Genomic DNA, 26,461 nt, shown 5'->3' on the forward strand with positions numbered 1-26,461 from the left:
ATAACGCGGAGGAATGACTAGTAACATGTTTAAAACTTTTTGTTTACCTCATCCCGGGCAATCGTGGTTATTATTCGGCAACGCCAGGGGTCAATATCCCGGCGTCAAAGGATTGTCGATGGGTTATAAGCCCGGCAATCTCATCCGAACGGGTCCAACCTGGCGCTGACACCCCTGCGCAGGCCGATGCCCGTCGCTGACCCTCAAAGGAAAGGTGAGGTGTTAATTGGTCAAATGGTCTGCATGGGTTGGTGTGGTGGGAAAAACGACACGAGTCGCCATCGCTCCCACCAGTTTCCTCGCTGTTCGTCACTCATTCCTTGCGCTGTTCGCCAGCCAATTCCCCCGCAAATTCGTGTACGCCATTGCGCCCGCTCATGACGCTGGTCCGCAGGCACGCGCCGCACCATCCCCCTGAATTACGCATCACCGATCCGGCACAACGTGTCGGGCCTGACCGGCGGGCTATGAACGTCCCAGCCAAGCACACACAAAAATAATCCAGTCATGGACGGTAGCCTGATGTTCGACAAATCCTCCTTGCGCGGGGCGACCCCCGCGCAGCCCAGCACTACATCCGAAAATCCATCCGACACTGCGTCACTCGCCTACTGGCGCGAGCGGCTGGACGGTGCCCCGGCGTTGCTGGAATTGCCCACCGACCGGCCACGACCGGCGGTGCAGAATCTGCAAACTGCTGCGTACGGGGTGGAACTGGATGCCTCGCTGACCGCAGGCCTGAAAAGTTTGAGCCAACGTGACGCCAACGCTTTGTGCATGACGCTGCTCGCCGGGTGGGCGGTGGTGCTGGCGCGGTTGTCGGGTCAGCACGAGGTGATCATCGGCGCATGCACGGGTAAGTCGGGCAGCATTCTGCCAATGCGCGTGTCACTTGCAGAGGCCACTTCCACAAGCCAGCTGCTGATGCGCATCCGCGCTGCGCTGCACGGTGCCGAGCAGCATCAAGACGTGGCGTTCGAGCAACTGCTCGCGTGCCTCAACCACGAACAAAGCCCCGCCTGCCATCCGCTGATGCAGGTGTTATTCGCCTGGGAAAATTCGCAACCGCTGCCTGCCGGGTTCGACCTGAGCCTGGTGCTGGCTGAATCGCATGGGCGCATCAGCGGCCATTTGCATTACGCCCCAGCGCTGTTCGACGCCGCGACCATCGAGCGTTTTGCCGGTTACCTGAACACGGTGCTGCAGCAGATGGTGGCGCAACCCTCGGCTTCGGTGATGGCGCTGCAAATGCTTGGCGCAGCCGAACGCCAGTACCTGCTCCACGACTGCAACAGCGCCGAGCAATCCTTCGACACCACCCAAGTCGTACACGGTTTGTTCGAAGCCCAGGTGCGGCGCAACCCGGACGCCATCGCCGCCCGCTGGCACGACGAGGCGCTGAGTTATGGCGCACTGAACACTCGTTCGAACCGCCTGGCCCATCACCTGCGCAGCCTGGGTGTCGGGCCGGACGTGCGCGTCGGGCTGTGCCTGGAGCGCTCGCTGGACATGCTGGTCGGCCTGCTGGCGGTGCTGAAGGCAGGCGGTGCGTATGTGCCGCTGGATCCGGCTTATCCTGCCGCGCGGCTGGCGCATATGCTCGCCGACAGTGCCCCCGCCGTGGTGCTGAGCCACGGTTCTGTCGCTGCCAGCCTTGCACATTCCACCGTGCTGGACATCGCCGACACTCGCCCCTGGGACGCGCAACCGGAGGACAACCCCGACCCCAATGAAGTTGGGCTGACGCCTCGGCACCTGGCATACGTGATCTACACATCCGGCTCCACCGGCGCCCCGAAAGGCGTCATGGTCGAGCACCGTGGGCTGATCGCCGTGAGTGCAGCCTGGGAAAAACTCTACAACCTCGACGCGTCCCTCAATCACCTGCAAATGGCTGGTTTTTCTTTCGACGTGTTCAGCGCCGATCTGATCCGCGCCCTCGGTTTTGGGGGCACGCTGGTGCTGTGCCCGCGTGCATCGCTGATGGACCCGCCCGCGCTGTATCGCCTGCTGAGCGATGCTGCGATCGGTTTCGCCGACTTCGTGCCGGCTGTGCTCAATCCGTTGCTGGCCTGGGTTGAAGAAAGCGGCCACGACCTGTCGTTCATGCGCACCGTGGTCTGTGGGTCGGACGTCTGGACTGCCCACAGCGCCCGACAATTGCGCCGACTGGCTGGCGACCACGTGCAGATCGTCCAGGCGTACGGCGTGACCGAAGCGAGCATCGACAGCACGTGTTTTGAATTGCACAAAGGCAGCGTGGCCGACGGCGTGTTGCCTATCGGGCGTGCGCTGGCCAATACGCGGATTTATCTGCTCGATGCCTTGGGCGCCCCGGTGCCGGCGGGTGTCGCCGGGCACTTGCACATCGCAGGCATCGGTGTCGCCCGGGGTTATCTGAATCTGCCGCAACTGACCGCCGAACGTTTCATCGACAGTCCCTTCGTGGCAGGCGAGCGCCTGTATCGCAGCGGTGACCTGGCACGTTATCGGGCGGACGGCGAGTTGGAGTTTTTAGGACGCAATGACTTTCAGGCCAAGCTGCGTGGCCTGCGCCTGGAGCTGGGAGAAATCGAAGCGCGTCTGGCGGACATTGCCGGCGTGCGTGAAAGCGTGGTGCTGTTGCGCCAGGACACGGCTGGCGAATCGCGACTGGTCGCTTACTACTGCGAAAGCCGAGGCGCGGCGCTCAAGCCGCGTTCGCTGCGTAAGCAACTCAACCTCAGCCTGCCGGATTACATGGTGCCCACAGCGTTCGTGCGCCTGGATGCGCTGCCGCTGACGGCCAACGGCAAACTCGATCGCACGCAATTGCCAGCGCCGGACGCTCAGGCCTTAGATCAGCGCGACTATCAGCCGGCGCAAGGTCCACTGGAAATCGCGCTGGCTCAAATCTGGGCCGACGTGCTCGGCGTCGAGCAGGTTGGCCGCCAGGATCAGTTTTTTGCGCTCGGTGGCCACTCGCTGCTGGTGATGCGCGTACTGGCTCAAGTGCGCCAGCAACTCGGCCTGGAAGTGGCCCCCTCGGCGCTGTTTGCTGCGCCGGTGCTGGAACACTTTGCCGAACGGCTCAAACGCAACCAGGACACGGCTCGCGTGGCGATAGCGGCTGTTGAGCGCTCGGGCGCGCAAACGTTGTCGTCTGCGCAGCAGCGCCTGTGGTTCCTCGCACAAATGGAGGGTGGGAACGCGGCGTATCACATGCCGTTGAACCTGCGCTTGCGCGGTCCGTTGCACATCGCAGCCCTTGAACGCAGCCTCAATCAACTGGTGGACCGACATGCCGCGTTGCGCACCACGTTCATCACCGTCGAGGGGGAAGGGCAGCAACTGATCGGTGAGGTGGGGGCTTTCATCAAGCTGGCGGTAACTGACTTGCAAGGTCAACCCGAGGCGCGTCTGGCGCAATTGATCGACGAAGAAGGCGCAAAGCCTTTTGACCTGAGCCGCGGACCGCTGATGCGCGTCAGCCTGTTGCGCCTGGCCGAGGATGACCACGTGATGCTGCTGACCCAGCACCACATCATCTCCGATGGCTGGTCGATGGGCGTGCTCACCCGTGAACTGGGCCTGCTGTACGAAGCGGCGATTCATGAGCGCGACAACCCCTTGCCCCCGCTGCCTGTGCAGTATGTCGATTACGCCGTATGGCAACGCCAATGGCTGACCGGCGATGTGCTGGCCGAGCAGTGCCGCTATTGGCGCGACACCCTCAGCGGCGCGCCGGTATTGCTGGAATTGCCGGCCGATCACAAACGCCCAGCGGTGCAGGACTATCTCGGCGGTTTCGTGCCGTTGGTATTGGATCGGGCCCTGACTGACCGGTTGAAAGCCTTGTGCCGGCAGCAGGGCACCACGCTGTTCATGATATTGCTCGCGGCCTGGTCGCTGGTGCTGTCGCGACTGTCCGGGCAAGCCGATGTGGTGATCGGCGTGCCGTCGGCCAACCGTACGCACCAGGAACTGGAAGGTCTGATCGGCTTCTTCGTCAACACCCTGGCGCTGCGCATGACCCGCGCGGGTTCGCCGACGGTCGCGCAATGGCTGCAGCAAGCGCGCCGCGTTTCGCTGGGTGCCCAGGAACATCAGGACCTGCCGTTCGAACAGGTCGTCGAGTTGCTCAACCCGCCTCGCAGCCTGGCGCACAGCCCGCTGTTCCAGGTGCTGTTTGCCTGGGAACAGGATCAAGACTCGGATCTGCTGTTGTCCGGCCTTGAGGTCAGCCCGGTGCAGAGCAGCCATCATGTGGCCAAGTTCGATCTGCAATTGGCGCTGCATGAGCGTGACGGGCAGATCGTCGGCGGTCTGGAATACGCTTGCGGGTTGTTCGAGCCGGGCACGGTGGCGCAGTTTGCCGAATACCTGCGCCGGGTACTGACGCAGATGGTCGAGCAGCCGGAACAAGCGTTATCGAGCGTCAGCCTGCTGAGCACGGAACAACATCAACAGATCGTCCACGACTGGAACCGTACCGAGCGCGACACCTCGGCCATGCCTGACACGGTCGCGCGCTTTGAAGCCGTGGCCCGGTGCACGCCAGAGGCAGTGGCGTTGATCGCAAATGACCGGCAACTGAGTTATCGCGCACTCAATCAGGCCGCCAATCGCCTCGCGCATTACCTGATCGAGCAAGGCGTGCGGCCCGAGCACCGGGTCGGTCTGTGCCTGGAACGCTCGCCGGAAATGGTCATCGGTTTGCTGGCAATCCTCAAGGCGGGCGCGGCGTATGTGCCTTTCGATCCGGCTTACCCGATGGAGCGTCTGGCGTTCATGTTCAGCGACGCGGCGCCAGCCTTGCTGCTGACTCACAGCGCCTTGCCAAATGCGCTGCCGACCGACATCGACACCTGCTGCCTGGATACAGATATGCAGCGCTGGGCGCATTGTCCGGACACCGATCCGCAGGTGAAGGTCAGCCCGGATAATCTCGGCTACGTGCTCTACACATCCGGCTCCACCGGCCGCCCGAAAGGCGTGGCGCACAATCGCCGCGCGCTGGATAACCTGATTGCCTGGCAGCTTGATCAAGCACCGGCACCGGGCCGGGTCCTGCAATTCGCTTCACTGAATTTCGACGTGTCGTTCCAGGAGATCTGCAGCACCTTGTGCTCGGGAGGCAGCCTGTTGCTGATGACCGAAGACAGTCGCAAAGACCTCGCCGCGCTGCGTCCGACCCTGGTGGCCGAGGGCGTGCAGCGGGCGTTCCTGCCGTTTGCCGTGTTGCAACAACTCGCCGGGCTGACCGAGGCCGATGCACCAACGCCGGCCGGTGGTTGCGAAATCATCACGGCCGGCGAAGCCCTGCAAATCAATGATGAACTGCGCGGATTTGTGCGCGGCCTCGGCGGCGCGCACTTGCACAACCAGTACGGCCCGACCGAAACCCATGTGGTCAGCCAGTTCAGCTTGTCGTGCAGCGACGCCGCCGACTGGCCGGACGCGCCGCCGATTGGCCGACCGATCGCCAACGCGCGGCTGTACGTGCTCGATGACGATATGAACCCGGTGGCGGTCGGCGTGGCGGGGGAGTTGTACATCGCTGGCGCCTGCCTGGCTCGCGGTTACCTGAACCGCCCGGACCTGACCGCCGAACGCTTCGTGCCGGACCCGTTCAGTGGCGAACCCGGCGCGCGCATGTACCGCAGTGGAGACTTGGCGAAATTCCAGGCCGACGGCAACGTGCTGTACTTGGGACGCATCGATCAGCAGGTCAAGTTGCGCGGTTTCCGGGTCGAACTCGGCGAGATCGAGAGCTTGCTGCAACAGCAGCCCGGCGTGCAGGAAGCGGCGGTGTTGCTGCGTGAAGATATGGCAGGTGACAAGCGTCTGGTGGCCTACGTGGTCGGCCCGGCGTCCAGCGAAACCCTGCGTGCCGCACTTCAACGGCACTTGCCTGAGCACATGATTCCCACTGCATGGGTCTCGCTGGCGCAGTTGCCGTTGACCCGCAATGGCAAGCTCGACCGTCTGGCATTACCGACGCCGGAGCGCACCGCCGGGGCTGCTTACGTGGCGCCGCGCGACGACATTGAACAGCAAATGGCCGAGATCTGGGCCGAGGTGCTCAAGTGCGAACGAGTCGGGGTTCACGACAACTTCTTTGAATTGGGCGGCCACTCGCTGCTGGCGACCCGGATGATCTACGCGATCAACCAGCGCATGGGCGCGCAGCTGTCCTTGAGCAATCTGTTCAAGACGCCGGTGCTGATGGATCTGGCGGCGCAGGTGCAGGCCGGGCGCAGCAATGATGCTCAAATCGTCCCGGCCTTCCTTGAGATCGAGGCAGATCGTGACGCGCGGCATGCGCCGTTCCCGCTCACCGATATCCAGCAAGCCTACTGGTTCGGTCGCGAAGCCACGGTCAGCCTCGGCGGGGTCAGTGCTCACGGCTACGAAGAACTGCGCATCCCGGACTTCGACGCCGCACGTTTCGAGCAGGCGCTCAATCGCATGATTCAGCGCCACGACATGCTGCGCGTGGTGTTTCTCACCGACGGTACGCAACAGGTGCTGGAGCAGGTGCCGACCTATTGCATGCCTCGCAGCGATTTGCGCGGTTTGCCCGCGGAGGTCGCGCAACAGGCGCTGCAAGCGACCCGCGAGCGCCAGTCGCACCAGGTGCTGGACGCCAGTCGCTGGCCACTGTTCGAGTTCGGCCTGTCGTTGCTCGATGATGGCATCACCCATTTGCACATCAGCCTGGATGCGTTGATCGTCGATGCCGCGAGCACACAGATTCTCGCCCGCGAGCTCATGGCGTTTTATGCTGACCCTCACCTGAGCCTGCCCGAGCCGGGGCTGACCTTTCGTGATTACGTGCTGGCCGAACATCAACTGCGCAGCGGCATTCGTTATGAACAAGCGCTGAGCTACTGGCGCGAACGGGTCACCCGCCTGGCACCGGCGCCAGACCTGCCGCTGGTTCGCCAGCCGGACAGCATCGGCAATCCGCACTTCACGCGACGCGACCGCGATATGCCGGCGGCGCAGTGGTCGCAGCTCAAAGCCGTGGCCAAACAGTTCGCGGTGACGCCGTCGGTGATGCTCCTCACGGCGTTCAGCGAAGTGCTGGCGCTGTGGAGCCGCCAGCCGCGATTCACCCTGAGCCTGCCGCTGTTCAACCGTTTGCCGTTGCACCCGGACGTCGATGAAATCATCGGCGACTTCACTTCCCTGGTACTGCTGGAAGTTCACGTCGAGGGGGGCATGAGCTTCACCGACAAGGCTCGGGCGTTGCAGGCGCAATTGTGGCAAGACATTGATCACTCGGTGGTCAGCGGCGTGCGGGTATTGCGCGAATTGTCCCAGGCGCGTGGCGTGCAGCAGACGGCAATGCCGATCGTGTTCAACAGCACGCTCTCTGAGGCCGCACCGGAACTCGCTGAATTCAATCTCGCGGACGCGTTGAACGCCCAACCCATGCACAGCATCACTCAGACGCCGCAAGTGTGGCTCGACCACACGTTGCTGGAGCTCGAAGGACGTCTGCTGTTCAACTGGGACAGCATCGATGAGCTGTTTCCGGCGGGCATGATTGAGGACATGTTCGTCGCCTATAACACACTGCTCGATTGCCTGCTGGAGCCGTCGGCCTGGGCGGCGAGTACGCCACAACTGTTGCCAGTGGCGCGTTTGCCGGCACCGCCCGACACTCAAGGCACGTTGCCGTTGATGAACGAGTTGTTCGAGCGTCAGGCTCTCATGACGCCGGCCGCTGTGGCCGTGATTGCTGCGCAACGGCAATTCACCTACGGGCAATTGCGCACGGCGGCGCGGTCTCTGGGGGCGCAGCTTCAGGCCGAGGGCGTGGTGCCCAATCGCCTGGTCGCCGTGATGATGGAACGCGGCTGGGAACAAGTGGTGGCGACCCTGGCGATTCAGTACGCCGGTGGCGCTTATCTGCCGATTGACCCGACCCTGCCGGCGGAACGCGTGCGGCATATCCTTGAGCGCGCCGAAGTCAGCCTGGTGCTGACCCAACCGGCACTGCTTGGCGTGATCGAGTGGCCTGGGCAGGTCAGCGCCATCGCCGTGACCGATGAGGTCATGGTCGAACGCGCGCCGTTGCAACCGGTCAACGTTGCACCCACCGATCTGGCCTACGTGATCTACACCTCCGGTTCCACCGGCATGCCCAAAGGCGTAGTCATCGATCATCGCGGCGCAGTCAACACCTTGCTCGACATCAACCGGCGCTTTGCCGTTGGCCCAACGGATCGGGTGCTGGCGATTTCGTCGCTGAGTTTCGACCTTTCGGTCTATGACTTCTTCGGCACCCTGGCCGCCGGCGCGGCGGTGGTGGTGCTTGAACCGCAACTGGCCCTCGATCCGGCGCACTGGCGGGACTTGATCGAACGTCACCAGGTAAGTTTGTGGAACTCGGTGCCGGCGTTGCTCGGCATGTTGCTTGAATACGTCGAGGGCGAGCGCGGCACACTGCCCGCCAGCCTGCGGGTGGCGATGCTTTCCGGCGACTGGATTCCCCTGACCCTGCCGCAACGGCTGTGGGCGTTGCAGCCGGCGGCGCAACTGTTCAGTCTCGGCGGCGCGACCGAAGCTTCGATCTGGTCGATCTGCTATCCGGTGCAGCACGTCGACCCGGCATGGCGCAGCATCCCTTACGGCAAAGCCCTCGATCACCAGCGCTTCTACGTGCTGGACGAAGCGCTGCAAGTGCGCCCGACCTGGGTCGCCGGGCAGCTCTACATCGGCGGGATCGGCCTTGCTCAGGGTTACTGGCGCGATGAAACGCTCAGCTCCGCCAGCTTCTTCCCGCACCCGCTGACCGGCGAGCGCCTGTACCGGACCGGCGATCTCGGGCGTTGGCTGCCGGATGGCAACATCGAATTCCTTGGCCGCGAGGACAATCAGGTCAAGGTCCAGGGTTATCGCATCGAGTTGGGCGAAATCGAAGCCGCGCTCAATCGTCACCCGGGCGTGCAAGGTGCGGTGGTGCAAATCCTTGGCAGCACGCTTGGAGAAAAACGTCTGGCCTGCTATGTGCTCAAGGCCGATCCGGCGTTGCAAGCCAGCGACTTCGCCCAGTACCTGGCGGACAAACTGCCGGCGTACATGGTGCCGTCGTCGTTCACGTTCGTCGACGCCTGGCCGCTGTCGTCCAACGGCAAGGTCGACAAGAAGCGCCTCCCGGAGCCGTCGCAGCAAGAGCCGTCCGGCGCAGCGCTGGAAGTCGACGGTGCGCAGGAACAGCGGCTGGTGGAGATTGTGCAAGGCGTGCTCAAGCGTGATGCCATCGCTGGCAACGCCAACCTGTTGAACCTCGGCGCAACATCGATCGACATCGTGCGCATCAGTAATGCGCTGTCCAGCGAACTGCATTTTCGCCCGCACGTGGCGCAACTGTTGGCGCAACCGACGTTGCTGCACCTGATCGGCATGTACCGCCAAAGCCTGCAGCACCAGGCATTGGTCAGCAATGCGCAGCAGCGTGTGAGCAGCACCGAGGACGTGATCGAGGATCCGCAACTGCGCGCGCAGTTCAAGGCAGATCAGCGCGGACGTCGCACCTTTGCCCAGACGTCGCCGAGTGTGGCGCTGACATTGCCGCAGACCCCGGCATTCGCCAAGCGATTCAGCGATTACCGCTCGGTGCGCCAATACGCCACGCAACCGATCCAGACCCGCGCCTTTGCCGAGCTGTTGGCTGCACTTGCCCAGGGACAACTCGACGGCGAGGTCAAATACCAGTTTCCGTCGGCCGGCGGTTTGTACCCGATCCAGGCGTACCTGTACGTCAAGCCGGAACGGGTGCTCGGCATCCCCGGTGGCGCGTATTACTACGACCCGTGCGAACACCGCTTGGTGGCGCTCGACAGTGGCGTGCTCGACCCGGACACCTACGACTACTTCGTCAATCGGCCGGTCTTCGAAAACGCCGCGTTTTCGCTGTTTTTCATCGCCGACATGGCTGCGATCCGTCCGCTGTACGGCGAGCGCAGTCGCGACTTCTGCCACATCGAAACCGGCGCCATCGCGCAATTGCTGAGCATGACGTCCATCGAGCAAGGGTTGGGCCTTTGCGGCATGGGCTCGATTGATGAGCAGCAATTACCGGCGCTGTTCAACCTCGGACCGAGCCATCAATTGATCTACTCGATGGTCGGTGGCCTGCGTACCACGGATGAGCAACACCGCGCCGCGGTTGAGGCCTTTGCGCCCGACCGGCCCGGTGATGACAGCGACATGGAGGAATTTGAGGTATGAACGCCTATCAATTGCTGGAGCTGTTCACGCGTCATGGCGTAGCCCTTGAAGTGGACGGCGACAAGCTGCGCTGCAAGGCGCCTCGCGGGTTTCTTACAGACGAGATGATGCAAGCGCTCAAGCTGCACAAGTCTGAACTGATCGCGTTGCTCGGCGGCGATGATGGCGCGGTGATTCCCTCCAGGGCGGGCGATGAAGTGGACTGGCCGCTGTCTTTTTCGCAGCGCCAACTGTGGTTTCTCGATCAACTGGAACCGGGCAACGCGTTCTACAACGTGCCCACAGCGGTGGCGCTCAAAGGGCCGCTGCACGTGCAACTGCTGGAGCGGGCGCTGAACGCGCTGATCCAGCGCCACGAAATGCTGCGCACGACGTTTTGCATGGTCGATGGCGAACCCCGGCAAATTGTCCATCGCGCGATGCCGCTGGCCTTGCAGGTGACCGATCTGAGCAACCTGCCGGGCACCGAACGCGAGCAGCACGTGCGGGCGGCAGTTGATCAAGACGCCCGCGCGCCATTCGATCTGGCCGCCGGCCCACTGTTGCGCGCCTCGTTGCTGCGCCTGGCTGAGGATGAATATCTGTGGCTGTACAGCGTGCACCACATCATCGCCGACGGCTGGTCGATGGGCGTGATCCTGCACGAAGTCGCGACCCTGTACGGCGATTATCTGCGCGGCGATGCGTCGAGTCTGGCGCCATTGCCCGTGCAGTACGCCGACTACGCCCGTTGGCAGCAACGACGCCTGGGTGGGGATGCATTGACTGCGCAACTCGATTACTGGCGGCGCACCCTGGCTGACGCGCCGGCACTGTCGACTGTTCCCACCGACCGGCCACGGCCACTGGTGCAGCGTTACGCTGGCGCTACGTTCAGCTCATCGCTCGACGCCAACACCTTGCGCGAACTCCAGGGCCTGGCCCGACAAACCCAGGGCACGTTGTTCAACGTGTTGATGGGCGCATTGGCCGTGCTGCTGTGGCGGCACAGCGGTCAGCGGGATGTGTGCATCGGTACGCCATTCGCCAACCGCAGCCGCCCGGAAATCGAGCCGCTGATCGGGCACTTCGTCAACACTGTCGTGGTTCGCCAGCGCCTTGATCCTCAGCACACTTTCGCCGAATTGCTGCGGGACGTGCGCGGGCAAATGCTCGACGTGCACGCTCATCAGGACGTGCCGTTCGATCAGGTGGTCGAGGCCGTCAATCCGCAACGCGATACCGCTCATTCGCCGTTGTTCCAGGTCATGCTGGTGCTGCAGAACACGCCCGGGGGCGATCTGGACATGCCCGGTTTGAGCCTGTCGCCGTACAGCACCAGCAGCGCCACGGCCAAGTTCGATCTGGCGTTCGAATGGGTTGAACGGGAAGGGCGGCTGAACCTGTTGGTGGAGTACAACACCGACCTGTTCGACGCGGCGACGATCGAACGCTTGAGCGGGCATTACCGACAGTTGCTCCAGCACATCGTCGAAGACCCCAAGCAGCCGATTGGCGCCTTGTCGCTGCTGGCTGAAGCCGAGCGCGAACAGATCCTCGTGGACTGGAACCGTTGCGCACCGCTGGCACAACCGGTGGACTGCGTGCACCGATTGTTTGAAGCCCAGGTTGCGCGCAACCCGCAAGCCTGTGCGGTGACCTTCGAAGCGCAAACCCTGAGCTACGACGAGTTGAACACCCGGGCCAATCGTCTGGCGGCGTATTTGCGCAGCCTCGGTGTCGGCCCGGACGTGCGCGTGGCAGTGTGCGTCGAGCGTTCGCTGGAGCTGCCGGTGGCCTTGCTCGCGGTGCTCAAGGCCGGCGGCGCGTATGTACCGCTGGACCCTGATTATCCGGTCGGACGCCTGAGCCACATGCTCAGTGACAGCACCCCGGCAGTGCTGCTGACGCTCGGCTCGGCGCACGCGATATTGCGTCAGGCGCAGCAAGGTTCAAGCTGGGACGCGCCGGTGCTCGACCTCCAGGCGCAGACCGCGCTCTGGGCCGATCTGTCGCCGGCAGACCCCGACCCGCGCAGCGTCGGTGTCACGCCCGATCACCTCGCCTATGTGATTTACACCTCAGGCACCACCGGGCTGCCCAAAGGCGCGATGGTCGCGCATCGCGGCCTCGCCAATCTGCTGTTGTGGTGCTCGCAGATCTGCGGCGAACGCGGGGTCATGCTGCACAAGATTCCGTTCGGTTTCGACGCCTCGGCCTGGGAGACTTTCTGGCCGCTGGCCACCGGCGGACGCTTGGTTATCGCGCGTCCTGGCGGCCATCTGGAGCCCGGTTACATGGCGAAAACGGTGCGCGAGCAGCGGGTCACGGCGCTGGTGTTCGTGCCGGCAATGCTGCAGCTGTTCCTCGAAGTCGATGAGGTCAGCCTGTGCACCGAACTGACCGATGTCTTCAGCGGCGGCGGTGAGCTGTCGCCAGCCCTGGCCCGGCGCTTTCAGCAGCGACTGCCCCATGCCCGTTTGCACAACGTCTATGGCCCGACCGAAACCACGGTGATCAACAGTGTCTGGACCCTGGAGCCCGGCGGCGAAGTCCCGGCTCTGCAAGTGCCGATCGGACGGCCGATCCCCAACAACCGTTTTTACGTGCTGGATGAGCGCGATGCGCCGGTGCCGGTCGGGGTGACCGGTCAATTGCACGTCGGCGGCGTGGGTGTCGCGCGCGGTTATCTGGGCTTGGCGCAGCTCACCGCCGAACGCTTTATCGACAACCCGTTTGTGCCGGGAGACCGGTTGTATCGCAGCGGCGATCTGGCGCGTTATCGCCCGGACGGCCAGTTGGAATTCCTCGGTCGCAATGATTTCCAGGTCAAGCTGCGTGGCGTGCGCCTGGAGCTCGGCGAGATTGAAGCGCGGCTGGAGGCCTTCGCCGATATCCGGGCCGCCGTGGTGCTGATGGTCGGCGATACGGCGCAGAACCAGCGGCTGGTTGCCTGTTGTGCGGTGATGGAAACCCCGGATGAATCGGCGCTGCACGCGCACCTGGCGGCGACCCTGCCGCGTGCCGTGTTGCCGAGCGCTTATCTGTGGCTCGACGCGCTGCCGCTGACCGCCAATGGCAAAGTCGATCGCGTGGCCCTGACGACCCTCGCCGATCAAGACCTGGCCAACCGTCAGGTCAACCTCAGCAGCCCGCGCGATCATATTGAATTGACGCTCTACCAAATCTGGAAAGGTCTGTTGCTGGCGACCCAGATCGGCATTCGCGACAACTTCTTCAATGTCGGCGGAACGTCCATCGCGGCGATCAAAATGGCCCACCAGATCGGCCAGACGTTCGGCGTCGAAGTGCCGGTGCGCGTGGTGCTCGGCTACCCGACCATCGAAGCCCTGGGCGGCTGGTTGCGCGCCGGCGCCAGTCCAGCAGCGGGGCAAAGCAACCTGATCGAATTCCGTCGCGGCGCAGGTCAGCGCAATGTGGTGTGCATTCATCCGGCGGGCGGCACTGCGTTTTGCTATTTGTCCCTGGCCAAAGTGCTACCGGAGGAGGTCGGCGTGTACGGCGTGCAGTCACCGGGGCTGAACCCAGGTGAGGTCACCGAGCCGACGGTCGAAGCCATGGCCCAAGCCTATTTGCGCCTGATCGAACCCTTGGCGACGCAGCCGCTGGTGCTCACCGGGTTGTCCTTCGGTGGCCTGGTGGCTTACGAAATGGCCCGGCGCCTGACAGCCGCCGGCCATCGCCGGGTAACCGTGGTATTGCTCGATACCCAAGGCTCGGATGATCCGGGTTTCCGCCAGCAGATCGGCACCGTGGATATGGCCGAGTTCCGCGACAAACTGGTGCGGTTCAATGGCATGTACCCCGGCATCGAAGACGCGCAAGTCGAACGTTATTTCAACCTCTACAACCACAACCGTCTGGCCATGGCTGGCTACGAGTGCGAGCCGCGTGCCGGTCGCGTGGTGTTGATCCAGGCCCGGGAAGGCTTCAGTCGCCAGCAATTGCATCCGCTACGCAGCTTCTGGCGTCGGCGTGCCGATGACTTCCTGGCGAAACTGGTGAATGGCGGTCACTGGGACATGCTCGAAACCGCTGAAGTGCATCGGGTCTCACAGACCCTCAAGCAGGAGCTGCAACGCTTTGACGCGCAGGAGGCGAAATCATGAATCCACAGATGCTGACATTGCTCGCACAATTTGCCGCACAAGTACGCCGCGATCCCCAAGCCCTGGCAGTCGTCGATCAGCAGGTGCGCCTGAGTTACAGCGAACTGGCCAGCGCCAGCGAGCGCATCGCCCGGGGTTTGCAGGCACGGGGCGTGCAACCCGGCGAGTCCGTGGCGCTGTGCATGCCCCGGGGCTGGCAATGGCTGGCCGCGATCCTCGGCGCGCTGAAAGTCGGTGCCGTGGTGGTGCCGCTGGACCGGGCCAGCCCGGCCAAACGCCGCGATTTGATCCTCGCCGATGCCGCCTGCGTGGGGCTGATCGCCGCGGATGAGTCGTGGGCGCCAGCAACCGCGTGTTGGACGGCGAATGTCGACACGCTGCTGGATTACCCGCAGCAACCGCTGCAACCCTTGGCCGACACGTTTGCCGAGGTGAGTTTCCTGTTTTACACCTCGGGCACCACCGGCACACCGAAAGCCGTGGAAGTCGGTGAAAAGGGCGTGCTGCGCCTGACGCAGACCGCAGGCTATATCGAAATCCGTCCGACGGATCGCTTTGCCTGCCTGTCCAATCCGGCCTTCGATGCGTGCAGTTTTGAACTGTGGGCGCCGCTGCTCAACGGTGGCTGCTGCGTGATGATTGCCGATCACGATGTGCTGGACGCGCAACGTCTGGCCCAGGTTCTGGAAGAGGAGCGGATCGACAACCTGTTCATGACCGTTTCGCTGTTCAACACCTTGAGCGCGGACTGGCCCGCGTGTTTTGCCGGCCTGCGTCAGTTGCTGATCGGTGGCGAGCAGATCAGTGCCGCCGCCGTGCGCGCCTGGTACGCGGCGAATCCCCGCAGTCAGTGCCAGATCTTCAATGTCTACGGGCCTACGGAATGCACGACGTTTGCCTTGTGCTACCCGATTGCCCGTGACTTCGGCGGCGCGTCGGTGCCGATTGGCCGGCCATTGCCGGACACCGGCGTGCAGGTGCTGGACGAGCAGCAACGGCCGGTGGCGGCCGGTGAAGTCGGCGAGTTGTACCTCAGCGGCAGCGGTGTCGCCCGTGGCTATCGCAACCGTGCCGAAGACACCGCTCGCAGCTTCGTGCGCCTGGCCGAGCTGGACGGCGGCGCCCAGATTCACTACCGCACCGGTGATCGGGTGCGGATCAATGTCGAAGGGCTGGTCGAATACATTGGCCGCGCTGATCGGCAGGTCAAGGTTCGTGGTTTTCGCATCGAACCGGGGGAGGTGGAGCAACAGATCCTGGAACATCCGCTGGTGCTGCAGGCCTATGTCTGCACCCGACGTCGGGAGGCCGAAGACCATCAGTTGCTGGCATTCATCGTCCCTCGCGAGGGTTTGCAGTACCGTGAATTCGAGGCCCATCTGCAGGCCCGACTGGCGTTCTACATGCTTGCGCACCAGGTGTTTCTGCTCGAGCGACTGCCGTTGACCGCTAACGGCAAGATCGACCGCGACGCCTTGCTGGCACAGCCGTTGAGCCCTTGGCGGCCCCCCGTCGAGCCGAGCGATGTCGAGGGTTCTCCCGCGTTGGACTGGTTGCTTGCACAGGTTCGTTTGCTGCTCGGGCAACCGGCGCTCAATGCGCACGATGACTGGCTCGGCAGTGGCGGCGATTCACTCAAGGCCATGCGTCTGCGTTCAGCCATTCGTACACACTGGCAGCGCGAGATTGCCGTCGCAACGCTGTTGAGCGAGCCGTTCGTGGCACTGGCCGAACAGCTGAACGGGCAACAGGCCGACGTTATCTATCCTCCCGCGCCAGCCGTCAGCCATGCACTGCGTCTGCCGGCCACTGCCGAACAACGCCGCTTGTGGCTGATGCAGCAACGAACGCCGACTTCGACCGCTTATAACGTGCCGCTGATTCTCCATCTGGCTGCCGGTGTTGATGTGTCGTCGCTGGCGCGTGCCGTGGAGCAACTGGTGGAGCGCCATCCGGCCTTGCGCACGGCATTCGTGTCTGGCGCCGATGGCCTCGATCAAGTGATTGCCGAACAAGGGACGGTGTGTCGCACCTTCGAGACAGGGCATTTCACCGAAGAGACCTGGCGAGCCTTTGCAGCATTGGTGTTCGGCACGCCGTTCGATCTGGCGATGCCGACGCTGTTCCAGGCCTGGCTGCTGCCGTTTGCCGATGGAAGTTGCCGGTTGCTGCTCAACCTGCACCACATCATCGTCGATGGCTGGTCGATGAATCTGTTGTTCGACGACCTGACGCAGCTGTATGAAGACGCCGTGCGTAGGCGCGTCAGCCCTCAACCGACACCACAACTGACCACGCTGGAATTCGGCCAATGGCAGCGGCAGTGGAGCGTCGACCCGCATTACCTCGGCCAGCGCGAGGCGTTGGCACGATTGCATCGCCAGCAAGAGGCGCCGTCATCCGCGCTGATGCCGATGCGGGCTGTCAGCCCGCCAGCCAGACTGCATCGCGCACCCTTGGGCGAACTGCGCAACGCGGCCCTTGACCGTTTTTGCAGCCAGCAGCGCCTGACCCGTTTCGAAGTGCTGCTCAGTGTCTTCGCCTGGAGCCTCTACGCGCTGACCGGGCGGGAGCGGCCACGTATCGCCAGTCCAGTGGCGAACCGGCCGCTGGCGCAGTTTGAACCGATGCTGGGGATGTTGGCCAACACCGTGCTGATTCCGACAAGCATCGATGACACCTTGGCGCTGAGCGAGCAATTGCGCCGTCAGACCGACACGGTGCGCGAGGTGCTGGCGTTACAGGACGTCGCGTTGGCGGATGTGGTGGAAGACCTGCGGTTGTCGTCGGACAGCCAGTTGTTCGATTTCATGTTCGTGCTGGAAAACACCGATTACGCCGTACTGGCGCGGTCCGGTTTGCAAGCGACCCTGGAGTTCAGCGAGCACTTGCAGGCCAAATGTCCGTTGACCTTGCTGGTCGTGGGGGCCGAATGCTGGTGGGAATATCAGTGCAGCTACTTTGATCAAGCGCAGATGCACACCGTGCATGAACTGCTTTGCCGCAGCCTCGACCTGCTGCTGGAATCACCGGCCGCCACCCTGGATGATCTCCTCACCCCTTATCGGCGTCACCTGCCGGTGGCCAGTGAAGGTTCGCGCGACGAACCGCCGTTCAACACCGTGGCCGACTGGTTCGGTCATCAAGTGCATTGCACCCCCCACGCGATTGCGCTGGTCGCTGGCCAGCAGCAGTTGAGCTATGGCGAACTGGATGAATTGTCCAACACCCTGGCCGGGGCCTTGATCGAACGCCATCCGCTGCCGAATCCAGACAACACGCCGCTGCATGTGGTGCTGTTTCTTGATGCTTCGGTCGAGCACATCGTTGCCTTGCTGGCCCTGGCAAAACTCAATCTGACCGCCGTACCGCTCGATCCCGGATATCCGCTGGCCGTGCAGCGTCAGGTACTGGAACAGGCGAACCCGCATTGCCTGTTGTTCAGCGCCGCGACCGAAGCGGCACTGGGTCACCTTGATGCCGAGCGTTTTGCCCGGTATCGGGTAGACCTGAAGTGCGAACGCCGAGCGTTCGCACGCGCCCATCATGTCGGCGAGCGCGCGCTGTACACGCTGTTTACCTCCGGCTCCACGGGTACGCCGAAGGGTGTGCAAGTGTCGGATCGGACCCTGTGCAACCTGCTGCACTGGCAGCGCACCGAGGGCCAATTGCCGGCCAGATCGGTGACCTTGCAGTTTTCGATGTTGTCGTTCGACGTATCGTTTCAGGAGATTTTCGCAACCTTGTGCGGCGGCGGCACCTATCACCTGATCACGCCGCGCTGGCGCCAGGATGCACAGGCGTTGCTGGCGTATCTGATTGAGGCGAGGATCGAGCGCCTGTACCTGCCTTGCGTTGCGTTGCAGCATCTGGCGCAAACCGCTGTGGCTCAAGGAACATACCCGCCGGCGTTGCGCGAAGTGGTCACGGCGGGGGAGCAATTACTCTGCACCGACGCGTTGAAAACCTGGTTTGGTGGTCTGCCGCTGGCGACGCTGTTCAACCACTACGGCCCCACCGAAACCCACGTGGTCAGCGCTTACCGCTTGCCGCCGACTACCGCTGACTGGCCGCTGCGCGCACCGATCGGCCACGCCGTCGGCAATGCCCGTTTACTGCTGGTGGACGAGCATGACCGTCCGGTACCGAGCGGTAGCCGTGGTTACCTGTTGGTGGCCGGACCGATGGTGTCGCGCTGCTACCTCGGCGACCCAGCGCTCAACGCGACGCGGTTTGTCGTGTTGCCGCAGGCTGAAGGCGATGCTCGTTTGTGCTATCGCACCGGCGATCTTGCCTGGGCCGACGCTGATGGTTGCCTGCACTACCTGGGGCGCGACGACCAGCAGATCAAACTCAGCGGTCATCGCCTGGAACTGGGGCAGATCGAAGCGGCGCTGATGCAGCTGCCGCCGGTGATCAACGCGGTGGTGATGGTTCAGGCTGAGCCACCGGGCCTGATCGCTTATCTGCAACTGGACGGCGAGCCGGCGATGGCGCAGACGCTGGATCGTCAAGTCGCCAAGCAGTTGCCGGCCCATGTGCGTATTGACGAGTATCGACGGATCGACGCCTGGCCACGTACGCCCAGCGGCAAAATTGATCGCAAGGCGTTAACGGGGTTGGGCGAGGCGCTGCAACGTCGTCGTTCGGTCACCCCGGCCACTGCGTTGAGCCCGTTGGAGCAGCAATTGAGTGCGCTGTTCAGCGCCGAGATCGGCCGGGACATCGAGCCCGATCAAACCTTCTTCGAAGCGGGCGCCACCAGCCTCGGCCTGATGCGCCTGCATGCCCGTTACAACCAGGAACTGACGCACAAGGTGGCGATCGCCGATCTGTTTGAACAGGTGACGGTGCGCAGCCTGGCGGCGCACTTGTCGAGCACGCCATCGAACCCGACCGAGCGGATACGCCATGCCGATGTCGGCCAGCAACCGATGGCGATCATCGGCATGGCGGTCAATGTGGCCGGGGCGCAGAACCTCGAAGAGTTCTGGGCGATGGTGCTGGGCGCCGAGTTGGGCATCGAGCATTTCGAGGCGGCTCAGGGGCGCGTGGGTGCCCGCAGTCAACTGGCCGGAATGCTTGATTTCGACCCCGAGTATTTCGGCATCAGCCGTCAGGAAGCACGGCTGATGGATCCGCAACAGCGGCATCTGTTGATGGCGTGTGTGCAGGCGTTGCAACACGCGGCGATCACGCCGTCTGCCGAAGGCCCGCGCATCGGTCTGGTTGCCAGTTGTGGCGAAACCACCTACTTCCAACAGATGCTGCGCGAGACCGCCGACGGGGATTTGCCGGACGGTTTCCAGATGGCGCTGCACCACGACAAGGACTTCCTGGCGACCAAAGCCGCCTACCACCTCAACCTCACCGGCCCTGCCATGAGCGTGCAGGCGGCCTGCGGCAGCTCGCTGATTGGCGTGCACCTGGCCAGTGCGCTGCTGCGCCAGGGCGACAGTGACGTGATGCTCGCGGCCGGGGTGCTGATCGACCCGACACTGACCGACGGCTATCGCCATCGTTCGCAGCACATTTTTTCCAGTGATGGCCTGTGTCGGCCGTTCAGCGACGATGCCAGCGGCACCATCGGCGCCAGTGGTTATGGCGTGGTGGTGCTCAAGCCGCTGGCCCGCGCCCGCGCCGATGGCGACCGTATTTATGCGCTGATCGAAGCCTCTGCATTGAACAACGACGGCCGCGACAAGATGAGCTACACCGCGCCTTCGGTAGCGGGGCAGAGTGCCGTAATTGGCGAAGCGTTGGCCAGGGCCGGGCTGACCGGTGCCGATATCGGTTACATCGAAGCCCACGGCACCGGCACGTTACTCGGTGACCCGGTCGAGGTGGCGGCGTTGAGCAAGGCGTTCGGTGATGCCCCGGCCGTCAGTTGCGCGTTGGCCTCGGTGAAAAGCCAGATCGGCCATTTGGGCGCGGCCGCCGGGGTCGTCGGGCTGATCCGCGCAAGCCTGGCGGTATTCCACGGCGTGGTGCCGCCGAACCTTGGTTTTGCCCGGATCAATCCGCAGATCGACCTCGCCAATTCGCCGTTTTACATCCCGACCGCAGCGCGGCCATGGCCAGCAGGGCGGCGGCGTTTGGCGGGGGTCAGCAGCTTTGGCATCGGTGGCACGAATGCGCATGTGATCGTGGGGGCCGCGCAGCAGGAGCGAGTGCTGGCTGAGGGCGTGTTGCCCTGCCTGATGATCTCGGCTCACAGCCGTTCGGCTTTGCTGTGCGATGTCGCGGCGATTGCAGGGTATCTGAACGCCTTTCCCGAGCGTCACGAGGCGGTGCTGCGTCACCTGCAATCCGGACGTCGGCAACTGCGTTGGCGCTTGGCAATGGTGTATCGGCCGGGGGAAGCACTGCACACCTCCTTGATCAAGCAAGTGAGCGCATCCGGTGTCAGATTGAACGCCACCGGGCAATCGCCCCAAGCGCTGATCGACGCCTGGTATGACGGTGCCACCATCGACTGGCCGCAGCACTCGGCGCCGCCGCCGTGGGATCTGCCGCCAGCGTCTTTCGATCTTGAAACCTTCCGCTTCCAGAGCGCCGTTGAAACTGAAAACGCAATAGCCGTTGAGCGAAAGCCCTTGGCCGATTGGTTCTACCAACGGCAGTGGTCCCGCGTGCAGCGTTTGCACGCTGAGGCGGTCACGGAACGACGCGAAACGTTGGTCATTTGCAGTAACGACGCGCTCGACACGGCCGTGCTGGAGCGCCTGAACAACGTCTATCAGCGAGTGGTTCAGGTGCGCGCCGGTAATGGTTTCAAACGGCACACGCCGGATCATTTCGAACTCGACCCGCTGGATACCCCGACGCTGACTCGCCTGCTCGATGAGCTGGCCGTGCCTGCCTTGGGCGAACTCGACTGGGTGCACGCGTTACCGCTGTCGGTGACCGGGCCGGTCAATGAGCAAAGCCTGGTGGCAGCGCAATGGGCCGGTCTGGACACCGTCAGCGCCTTGATGCAGGCCTGGGGACAGACCTCGCGAACCACGGCGTTGCGCCTGTGGCTGATGTCGTGGCAGGCCTGCCCGGTTGCGGGTGAGGTGCTGCGTCCCGAACTGGCGGCGCTGGCCGGCATCACCGAAGTGGTACCCCAGGAATACCCGGTACGCTGTCATTGGCTGGATTGGCCGACGCCGCGCATGGATACGCAGCAGCTGATGGCGTTGCTCGCGGCTTCGGCGTCCCTGCCACGGCGCATGGCGATTCGCGACGGTTACCTGTGGCAACCACGGCTGCTTGCCAGTCCGTTACCGGCCAGCGCTGCGCTGGCGAACAGGCTGCCCATGGACGGCACGTTTCTGATATTGGGCGGCACCGGCGGTATCGGTCGCACGTTGGCCGAGCACCTGCTGCAGGCGCCGCAACGACGCATCGTCGTGCTGTCACGCGGGGGTGAAATGCCAGCGGCGCTGGCGGCCTATGGCGGCCGGGTCGAGCACGTCCGGGCTGACATCGCCGACCTGACGCGCTGGCCTGCGGTGCTCGATCAACTGACCTGTCGCTACGGCCGCATGGCGGGAGTGGTTCACGCTGCAGGTGTCGGTGCGGGAAGCCTGATCCGCCAGCGTGATGCCCGGCAGTTGGGTGAAGCCATGGCGTCCAAGACCCGGGGCATGCTCGCGGTCGAGGCGCTGATCGAAGCGATGAGCCCCGGGTTTGTGCTGTATTGCTCATCGATGTCCGCGCTGTTCGGCGGCGCGGGGCACCTGGATTACGCGGCCGCCAGTGGCGTGCTCGACGGCTTCGCCCATTACCGTCCGAACGCCGCCGGCGACTGCGTGCGGCTGAGCATCAACTGGGACGTCTGGCGCGACATCGGCATGGCCACCGGCGCGGGCACTGGCGATGCCGCGCATCAGGGGCACCTGGCGGTCGGCATGACGGCGCAAGAGGGCTGTCGGGTTTTCGATCTGGCCATGGCGACGCAACTGCCACAACTGTTGATCTCGACCACCGGCATCGTTGCTGCACGGCGTTTCTATCCGGTTCGCCATGGCGCCGCCATTGCGCCGGTGGCTGCATCAACGGTGCTGGATCTGCCCAGCCGTCTGCATGAATGCCTGTGCCGATGGCTGGGGGTCAGCAGCCTCGATGAAGACGATTCGCTGTACGAGCTGGGGGCGGATTCGTTGACATTGCTGGACCTGATCGATGAGTTGCAAGCGGCCACCGGCGTGGTGTTCCAGCTGTCGCAATTCAGTCACAAGGTCAGCCTGCGAGAAGTCCTGGCGTTGGTGGACGCGGCTGCAGTCGGTTTGACGTCGGCGGTGCCGGCAACCTGGGCCGACGCGGTGCAGATTGATCAATGGCACGCCGGTGCGGGGCGCGAGTGGCTGTACCTGATTCACCCGGTGGGCGGTGATGTCCAGGCGTACCGAGCGCTGGTGTCGGCGCTGCACCCTGATCTGGGCGTGCGTGTGATTGCCGACCCGGCGTTGCGTCTTCCGGATTTGCCGAACATCGGCGTGACTGAGCGCGCGGCACTTTACTTGAAGGCCATCGAGGCCCGGGAAGCCAACCGCGGTGCCTGGCGCCTGGCTGGGTGGTCGTTTGGCGCCTGGGTGGCGCAGGCGATGTGCAGTCTCGTAGCGCCCTGCGGATTCAGGCAGCCGCTGCTGTACCTGATCGACCCGCCCGCGCCGGACGCCGGAGCGGAACTGGCGAGCATCGGTGCGCAGGCTATCGAGCAGGTTTTCCAGCGCGAGTTTGCCCAGCGCTGGCCCGATTCCCTCGACCGGGCATTGCCCGAAGACCGGCAAGCCTATTTGCAACACCTGACCCGTTGCTGCCAGCACAACATCGCCAGCATGCAGACCTTTCAGCCACCGGCGTTGGCGAACACCTGCGTGCGCATCTTCAGCGCCGCTCAAGCCAACCCCTACAGCGTGGGCGAGGCCTGGAACGCCGCAGACCTGAAACAGGCCTGGCAGGACTTGCTCCCGCAGTTGCTCAGCTGGCAGCGGCTGGACACCGATCACTACGGCATCGTTGCAGGGCCATGGGCGCAGGTGATTGCCGACATTATCAGCACCGATACGCAACCCGAAGAGGGCAATCAGCATGAGTGACAGCAATCCGCAATTCGAGGTGGTTCGCAACGACGAAGGCCAGTATTCCCTCTGGCCGGTGGGCAAGCCGAGCGCCAATGGCTGGACGCAGGTGGGGCAACGCGGCGAACGACAGGCTTGCCTGGATTACATCGCAGAACACTGGACCGACATGCGGCCGCTTTCGCTTCAGGAGTGAGCACTGTTGACCCACAGGGTCTGGTGCCTGGCCATCCAAATTAAAAAAGGTGAGGGAACATGGATCAATTGGCATTGAAAGCTATCGAGGGCATCGCGGGGCAATCCCGCGCGCCTTACCGCAGCATCACCCTGGACCGTCTCACGCCGATCATCGGCGCCGAAGTAGGCGGGATCGATCTGTCACAACCATTGAGTGAAGAGCAACTCACGGAAGTGCGCAGGGCCTTGCTGGAAAATCACGTGCTGGTCTTTCGCGATCAGCATCTGACAGTCGAACAGCACAAGGCTTTCGGCCGACTGTTTGGCGAGCTGCGGGCCTTGCCGGTGGAGGACATCGACGGCGATGACCCTGAGCTGGTCGTCATCCGCGCCAGCGCGAAATCGCGCTTCGTCGCCGGGGAAACCTGGCATTCCGACGGCACGGCGGATCTGGAACCGTCCATGGGCTCGATGCTCTACGTCAAGGAAACCCCGGCCATTGGTACGGGTGGCGATACGCTGTTTGCCAATATGCACCTGGCGCTGGAAATGCTGTCGCCGGCCATGCAGCAGTTCCTCGGGGAGTTGACTGCGATCCACGACGGCGCGATTCCGTGGCAAGGCTTTCAGCCACCGGCCAACCTGCCCAGCACAGAACACCCAGTGGTGGTTCGCCACCCGGAAACCGGCCGCAAGTCACTGTTCGTGAACTCCGGTTTTACCTCGCACATCGTTCAGCTGTCTGGCGGCGAGAGCCAGACGCTGTTGAACATGCTGTTCGACCTGGTTGCGCGGGAACCGATCCTTAGTTGCCGGGTGCGCTGGGCGCCGAACACTCTGGTGTTCTGGGACAACCGCTGCACCCAGCACCACGCGGTCTGGGATTACTTCCCGCATTCGCGCTATGGCGAACGTGTGACGATCCTTGGCAAACAACCCCGCGCGTGACCCCGCTATGGTCCTTGGCGCCAGCGAGATGGATCGCTTCGCCAAGGACAGCCATCAAGCCGGGGGGGACGCTGGCACCAACTCGGGCTGGCTGGCGCGCAATACCCAATACCCCAACAACCCGATCGGAATGCAGGTCAGCGCCAATCCCCAGAACAATACCGCACCACCGTACTGTGCAATCACCACCGCACCGAGTAACGGCGCCAGCGCTGAACCAAACCCCGCCAACATCGAAATCCCGATAAAGCTGCCGCGCATCCCCGGCGGCGCCAGGCGATCGATCAAGGTGCCGAACAGCGGCATCACAATGATCTCGGCAAAGGTTGCAAAGACCACGGCGAACAGCCAACCCGCCCACCATGCCTCGGTGTTCAGTGCTATCAGGGCGTGGGCAATCATCAGGCAGCCCAGCGCCACCAGATAGGCGGTTTTGTCGGCCAGGGCAATCAACCAGTTCATCAGCAACAAGTGCACCACCAGCACCACGGCGGCGTTGGTGAAACTCATCATGGCGATGATGTGGTTGATGTCATCGACGCTCAGTTGCAGCAGGTAGAAGGTCAGAGGTTCGTCCATTTGTGCGTAGAGCAGCACCAGGAAAAAGTTGGCGACGATGATTGATAAAAACAACTGGCTGCGCAGCATCGCGCCGAAGATCTGCCGCAGCGGGGGGGAAGTGGTTTGCGTCAGTTGCGGGTTATGCAACCGTGCACGGTCCGCGTGGATGATCGTCAGGGCCAGCATGGCGCAGGCGCCTATGGCAATGCAGAACACGCCGTCGCTTTGATGGTTGGCAAACCACAGGCCGATCAGCGGGCCGATTGCTGCCGCGCAATTGACCACGTAATAACGGATGTGGAACAGGAAGGTGCGCTGGGCGGCATCGACCGCGGTATCACTTAAGAGCATGCGCAGCAGAGGTTCGAGAATGCTCTGGGACACCGCCATGCCGATGATCGCCACGAAATAGCTGGTTTGCCCGGGTAACAGGCCCATAACCAGGTAACAGCTGGCACTCAGTGCGCACCCCAATAACATCAGATTGCGCGTATTGAAGCGGTCCCCCAGCAGGCCACTGAGTGGCGACAAGGCAATCGATATCACCGCGCCGAGAGCCAGTTGCGCGCCGATTTCAGTGATCGGCGTACCGAAGCGTTGGTTCATCGCCACCGCAATGAATGGCCAGATCATGAACGAAGCGACGCGAGCCAGGCCAATGCCCAGCAACAGCCAGCGCGTCGGAGCGGGCAGGGCACGTAACGAGGCCAGTGTGCCGGTGGCGGGGCGCTGGTCCATCAGCCCAGCCGAAGCTGATAGATCAGGTCGTCAAACCATTGATCACCAATCCGATAGGCCTGGGGCACGCGGCGTTCAAATGTGAAACCGCATTTTTCCAGCACTTTGCACGAGGCGATATTGCCGTCGGTGACGGTCGACTCCAGCGACTCCAGGCCGATGGCCGCCGCGTAGTCGATGATCGCCTTGCGGGCCTCTGTGCCGAAGCCCTTTCCTTGGAACTCCGGTAGCAGCAGCGTGCCAACCTCGGCATGGCCGGGCGACAGAATGCGCATCCCGCTGACGCCGAGTTCCTGCTTGCTGGCCTTGTCGATCACCACCAGACATAACCAGTGCTCGGACTGCGGCGTCCACGCGGGCAGGCGATGGTCGAAACCTTTGCGAATCTGTTCCTCGGCCAGCTCGCCGAATACGAATTGCATGGTCAGGGGTTCGGTGTGCAGCCTGACAAACAACGGCCAATCGGACTCGACCATGGTCCGCAAATGCAACTGCTCGGTGTTCAACGCCAGCATCCATTGCTCCTGATGTGATCAAAAAAGGACAGGGGTTTCAGGCGGCGGGGCTGGCTGCATGACACGAGGTTGATAGCTGCGCCGTGTTCCCTGTAAGCGCGCCAGCTTAAATTATCAGGTG

7 protein-coding genes are annotated in these 26,461 nt (G+C 63.3%); 5 read left to right on the plus strand and 2 right to left on the minus strand.

Annotated features, from left to right (window positions below):
• Positions 1–522 precede the first annotated feature (522 nt).
• From CXF97_RS01410 to CXF97_RS01430, 5 genes are read left to right on the plus strand one after another with little or no spacing between them, the layout of a single operon-like run.
• Positions 523–10,224 (plus strand): non-ribosomal peptide synthetase, encoded by a 9,702-nt coding sequence (locus CXF97_RS01410; protein WP_101155659.1) that lies wholly within the window; start codon positions 523–525, stop codon positions 10,222–10,224.
• Entirely contained in the window at positions 10,221–14,333 is a 4,113-nt protein-coding gene (locus CXF97_RS01415; RefSeq protein WP_101155470.1) for a non-ribosomal peptide synthetase, read from the plus strand. Before CXF97_RS01410 ends, CXF97_RS01415 begins: the two co-directional genes overlap by 4 nt.
• Entirely contained in the window at positions 14,330–23,419 is a 9,090-nt protein-coding gene (locus CXF97_RS01420) for a non-ribosomal peptide synthetase (protein WP_101155472.1), read from the plus strand. Before CXF97_RS01415 ends, CXF97_RS01420 begins: the two co-directional genes overlap by 4 nt.
• Positions 23,412–23,597: an MbtH family NRPS accessory protein gene (locus tag CXF97_RS01425; protein WP_101155474.1), complete on the plus strand. Its 186-nt coding sequence runs from the start codon at positions 23,412–23,414 to the stop codon at positions 23,595–23,597. Before CXF97_RS01420 ends, CXF97_RS01425 begins: the two co-directional genes overlap by 8 nt.
• A 59-nt stretch (positions 23,598–23,656) precedes the next feature.
• The gene (locus CXF97_RS01430) at positions 23,657–24,526 is read left to right on the plus strand and encodes a TauD/TfdA family dioxygenase (protein WP_101155476.1); all 870 of its coding nucleotides are present in this window, start codon (positions 23,657–23,659) and stop codon (positions 24,524–24,526) included.
• Positions 24,527–24,580: 54 nt separating this feature from the next.
• Here CXF97_RS01430 and CXF97_RS01435 read toward each other — a convergent pair whose 3' ends face one another.
• Both CXF97_RS01435 and CXF97_RS01440 read right to left on the minus strand, forming a co-directional pair.
• Positions 24,581–25,825, minus strand: coding sequence for an MFS transporter (locus tag CXF97_RS01435; protein WP_101155478.1), 1,245 nt, complete (start codon positions 25,823–25,825; stop codon positions 24,581–24,583).
• Complete coding sequence (locus CXF97_RS01440) at positions 25,825–26,340, minus strand: GNAT family N-acetyltransferase (RefSeq protein WP_101155480.1); 516 nt, start codon at positions 26,338–26,340, stop codon at positions 25,825–25,827. The genes CXF97_RS01435 and CXF97_RS01440 overlap by 1 nt, the downstream gene beginning before the upstream one ends.
• Positions 26,341–26,461: the final 121 nt, after the last annotated feature.

It is taken from the genome of Pseudomonas sp. Choline-02u-1 (genome assembly GCF_002836515.1).
In the GTDB taxonomy this organism is placed as follows: domain Bacteria; phylum Pseudomonadota; class Gammaproteobacteria; order Pseudomonadales; family Pseudomonadaceae; genus Aquipseudomonas.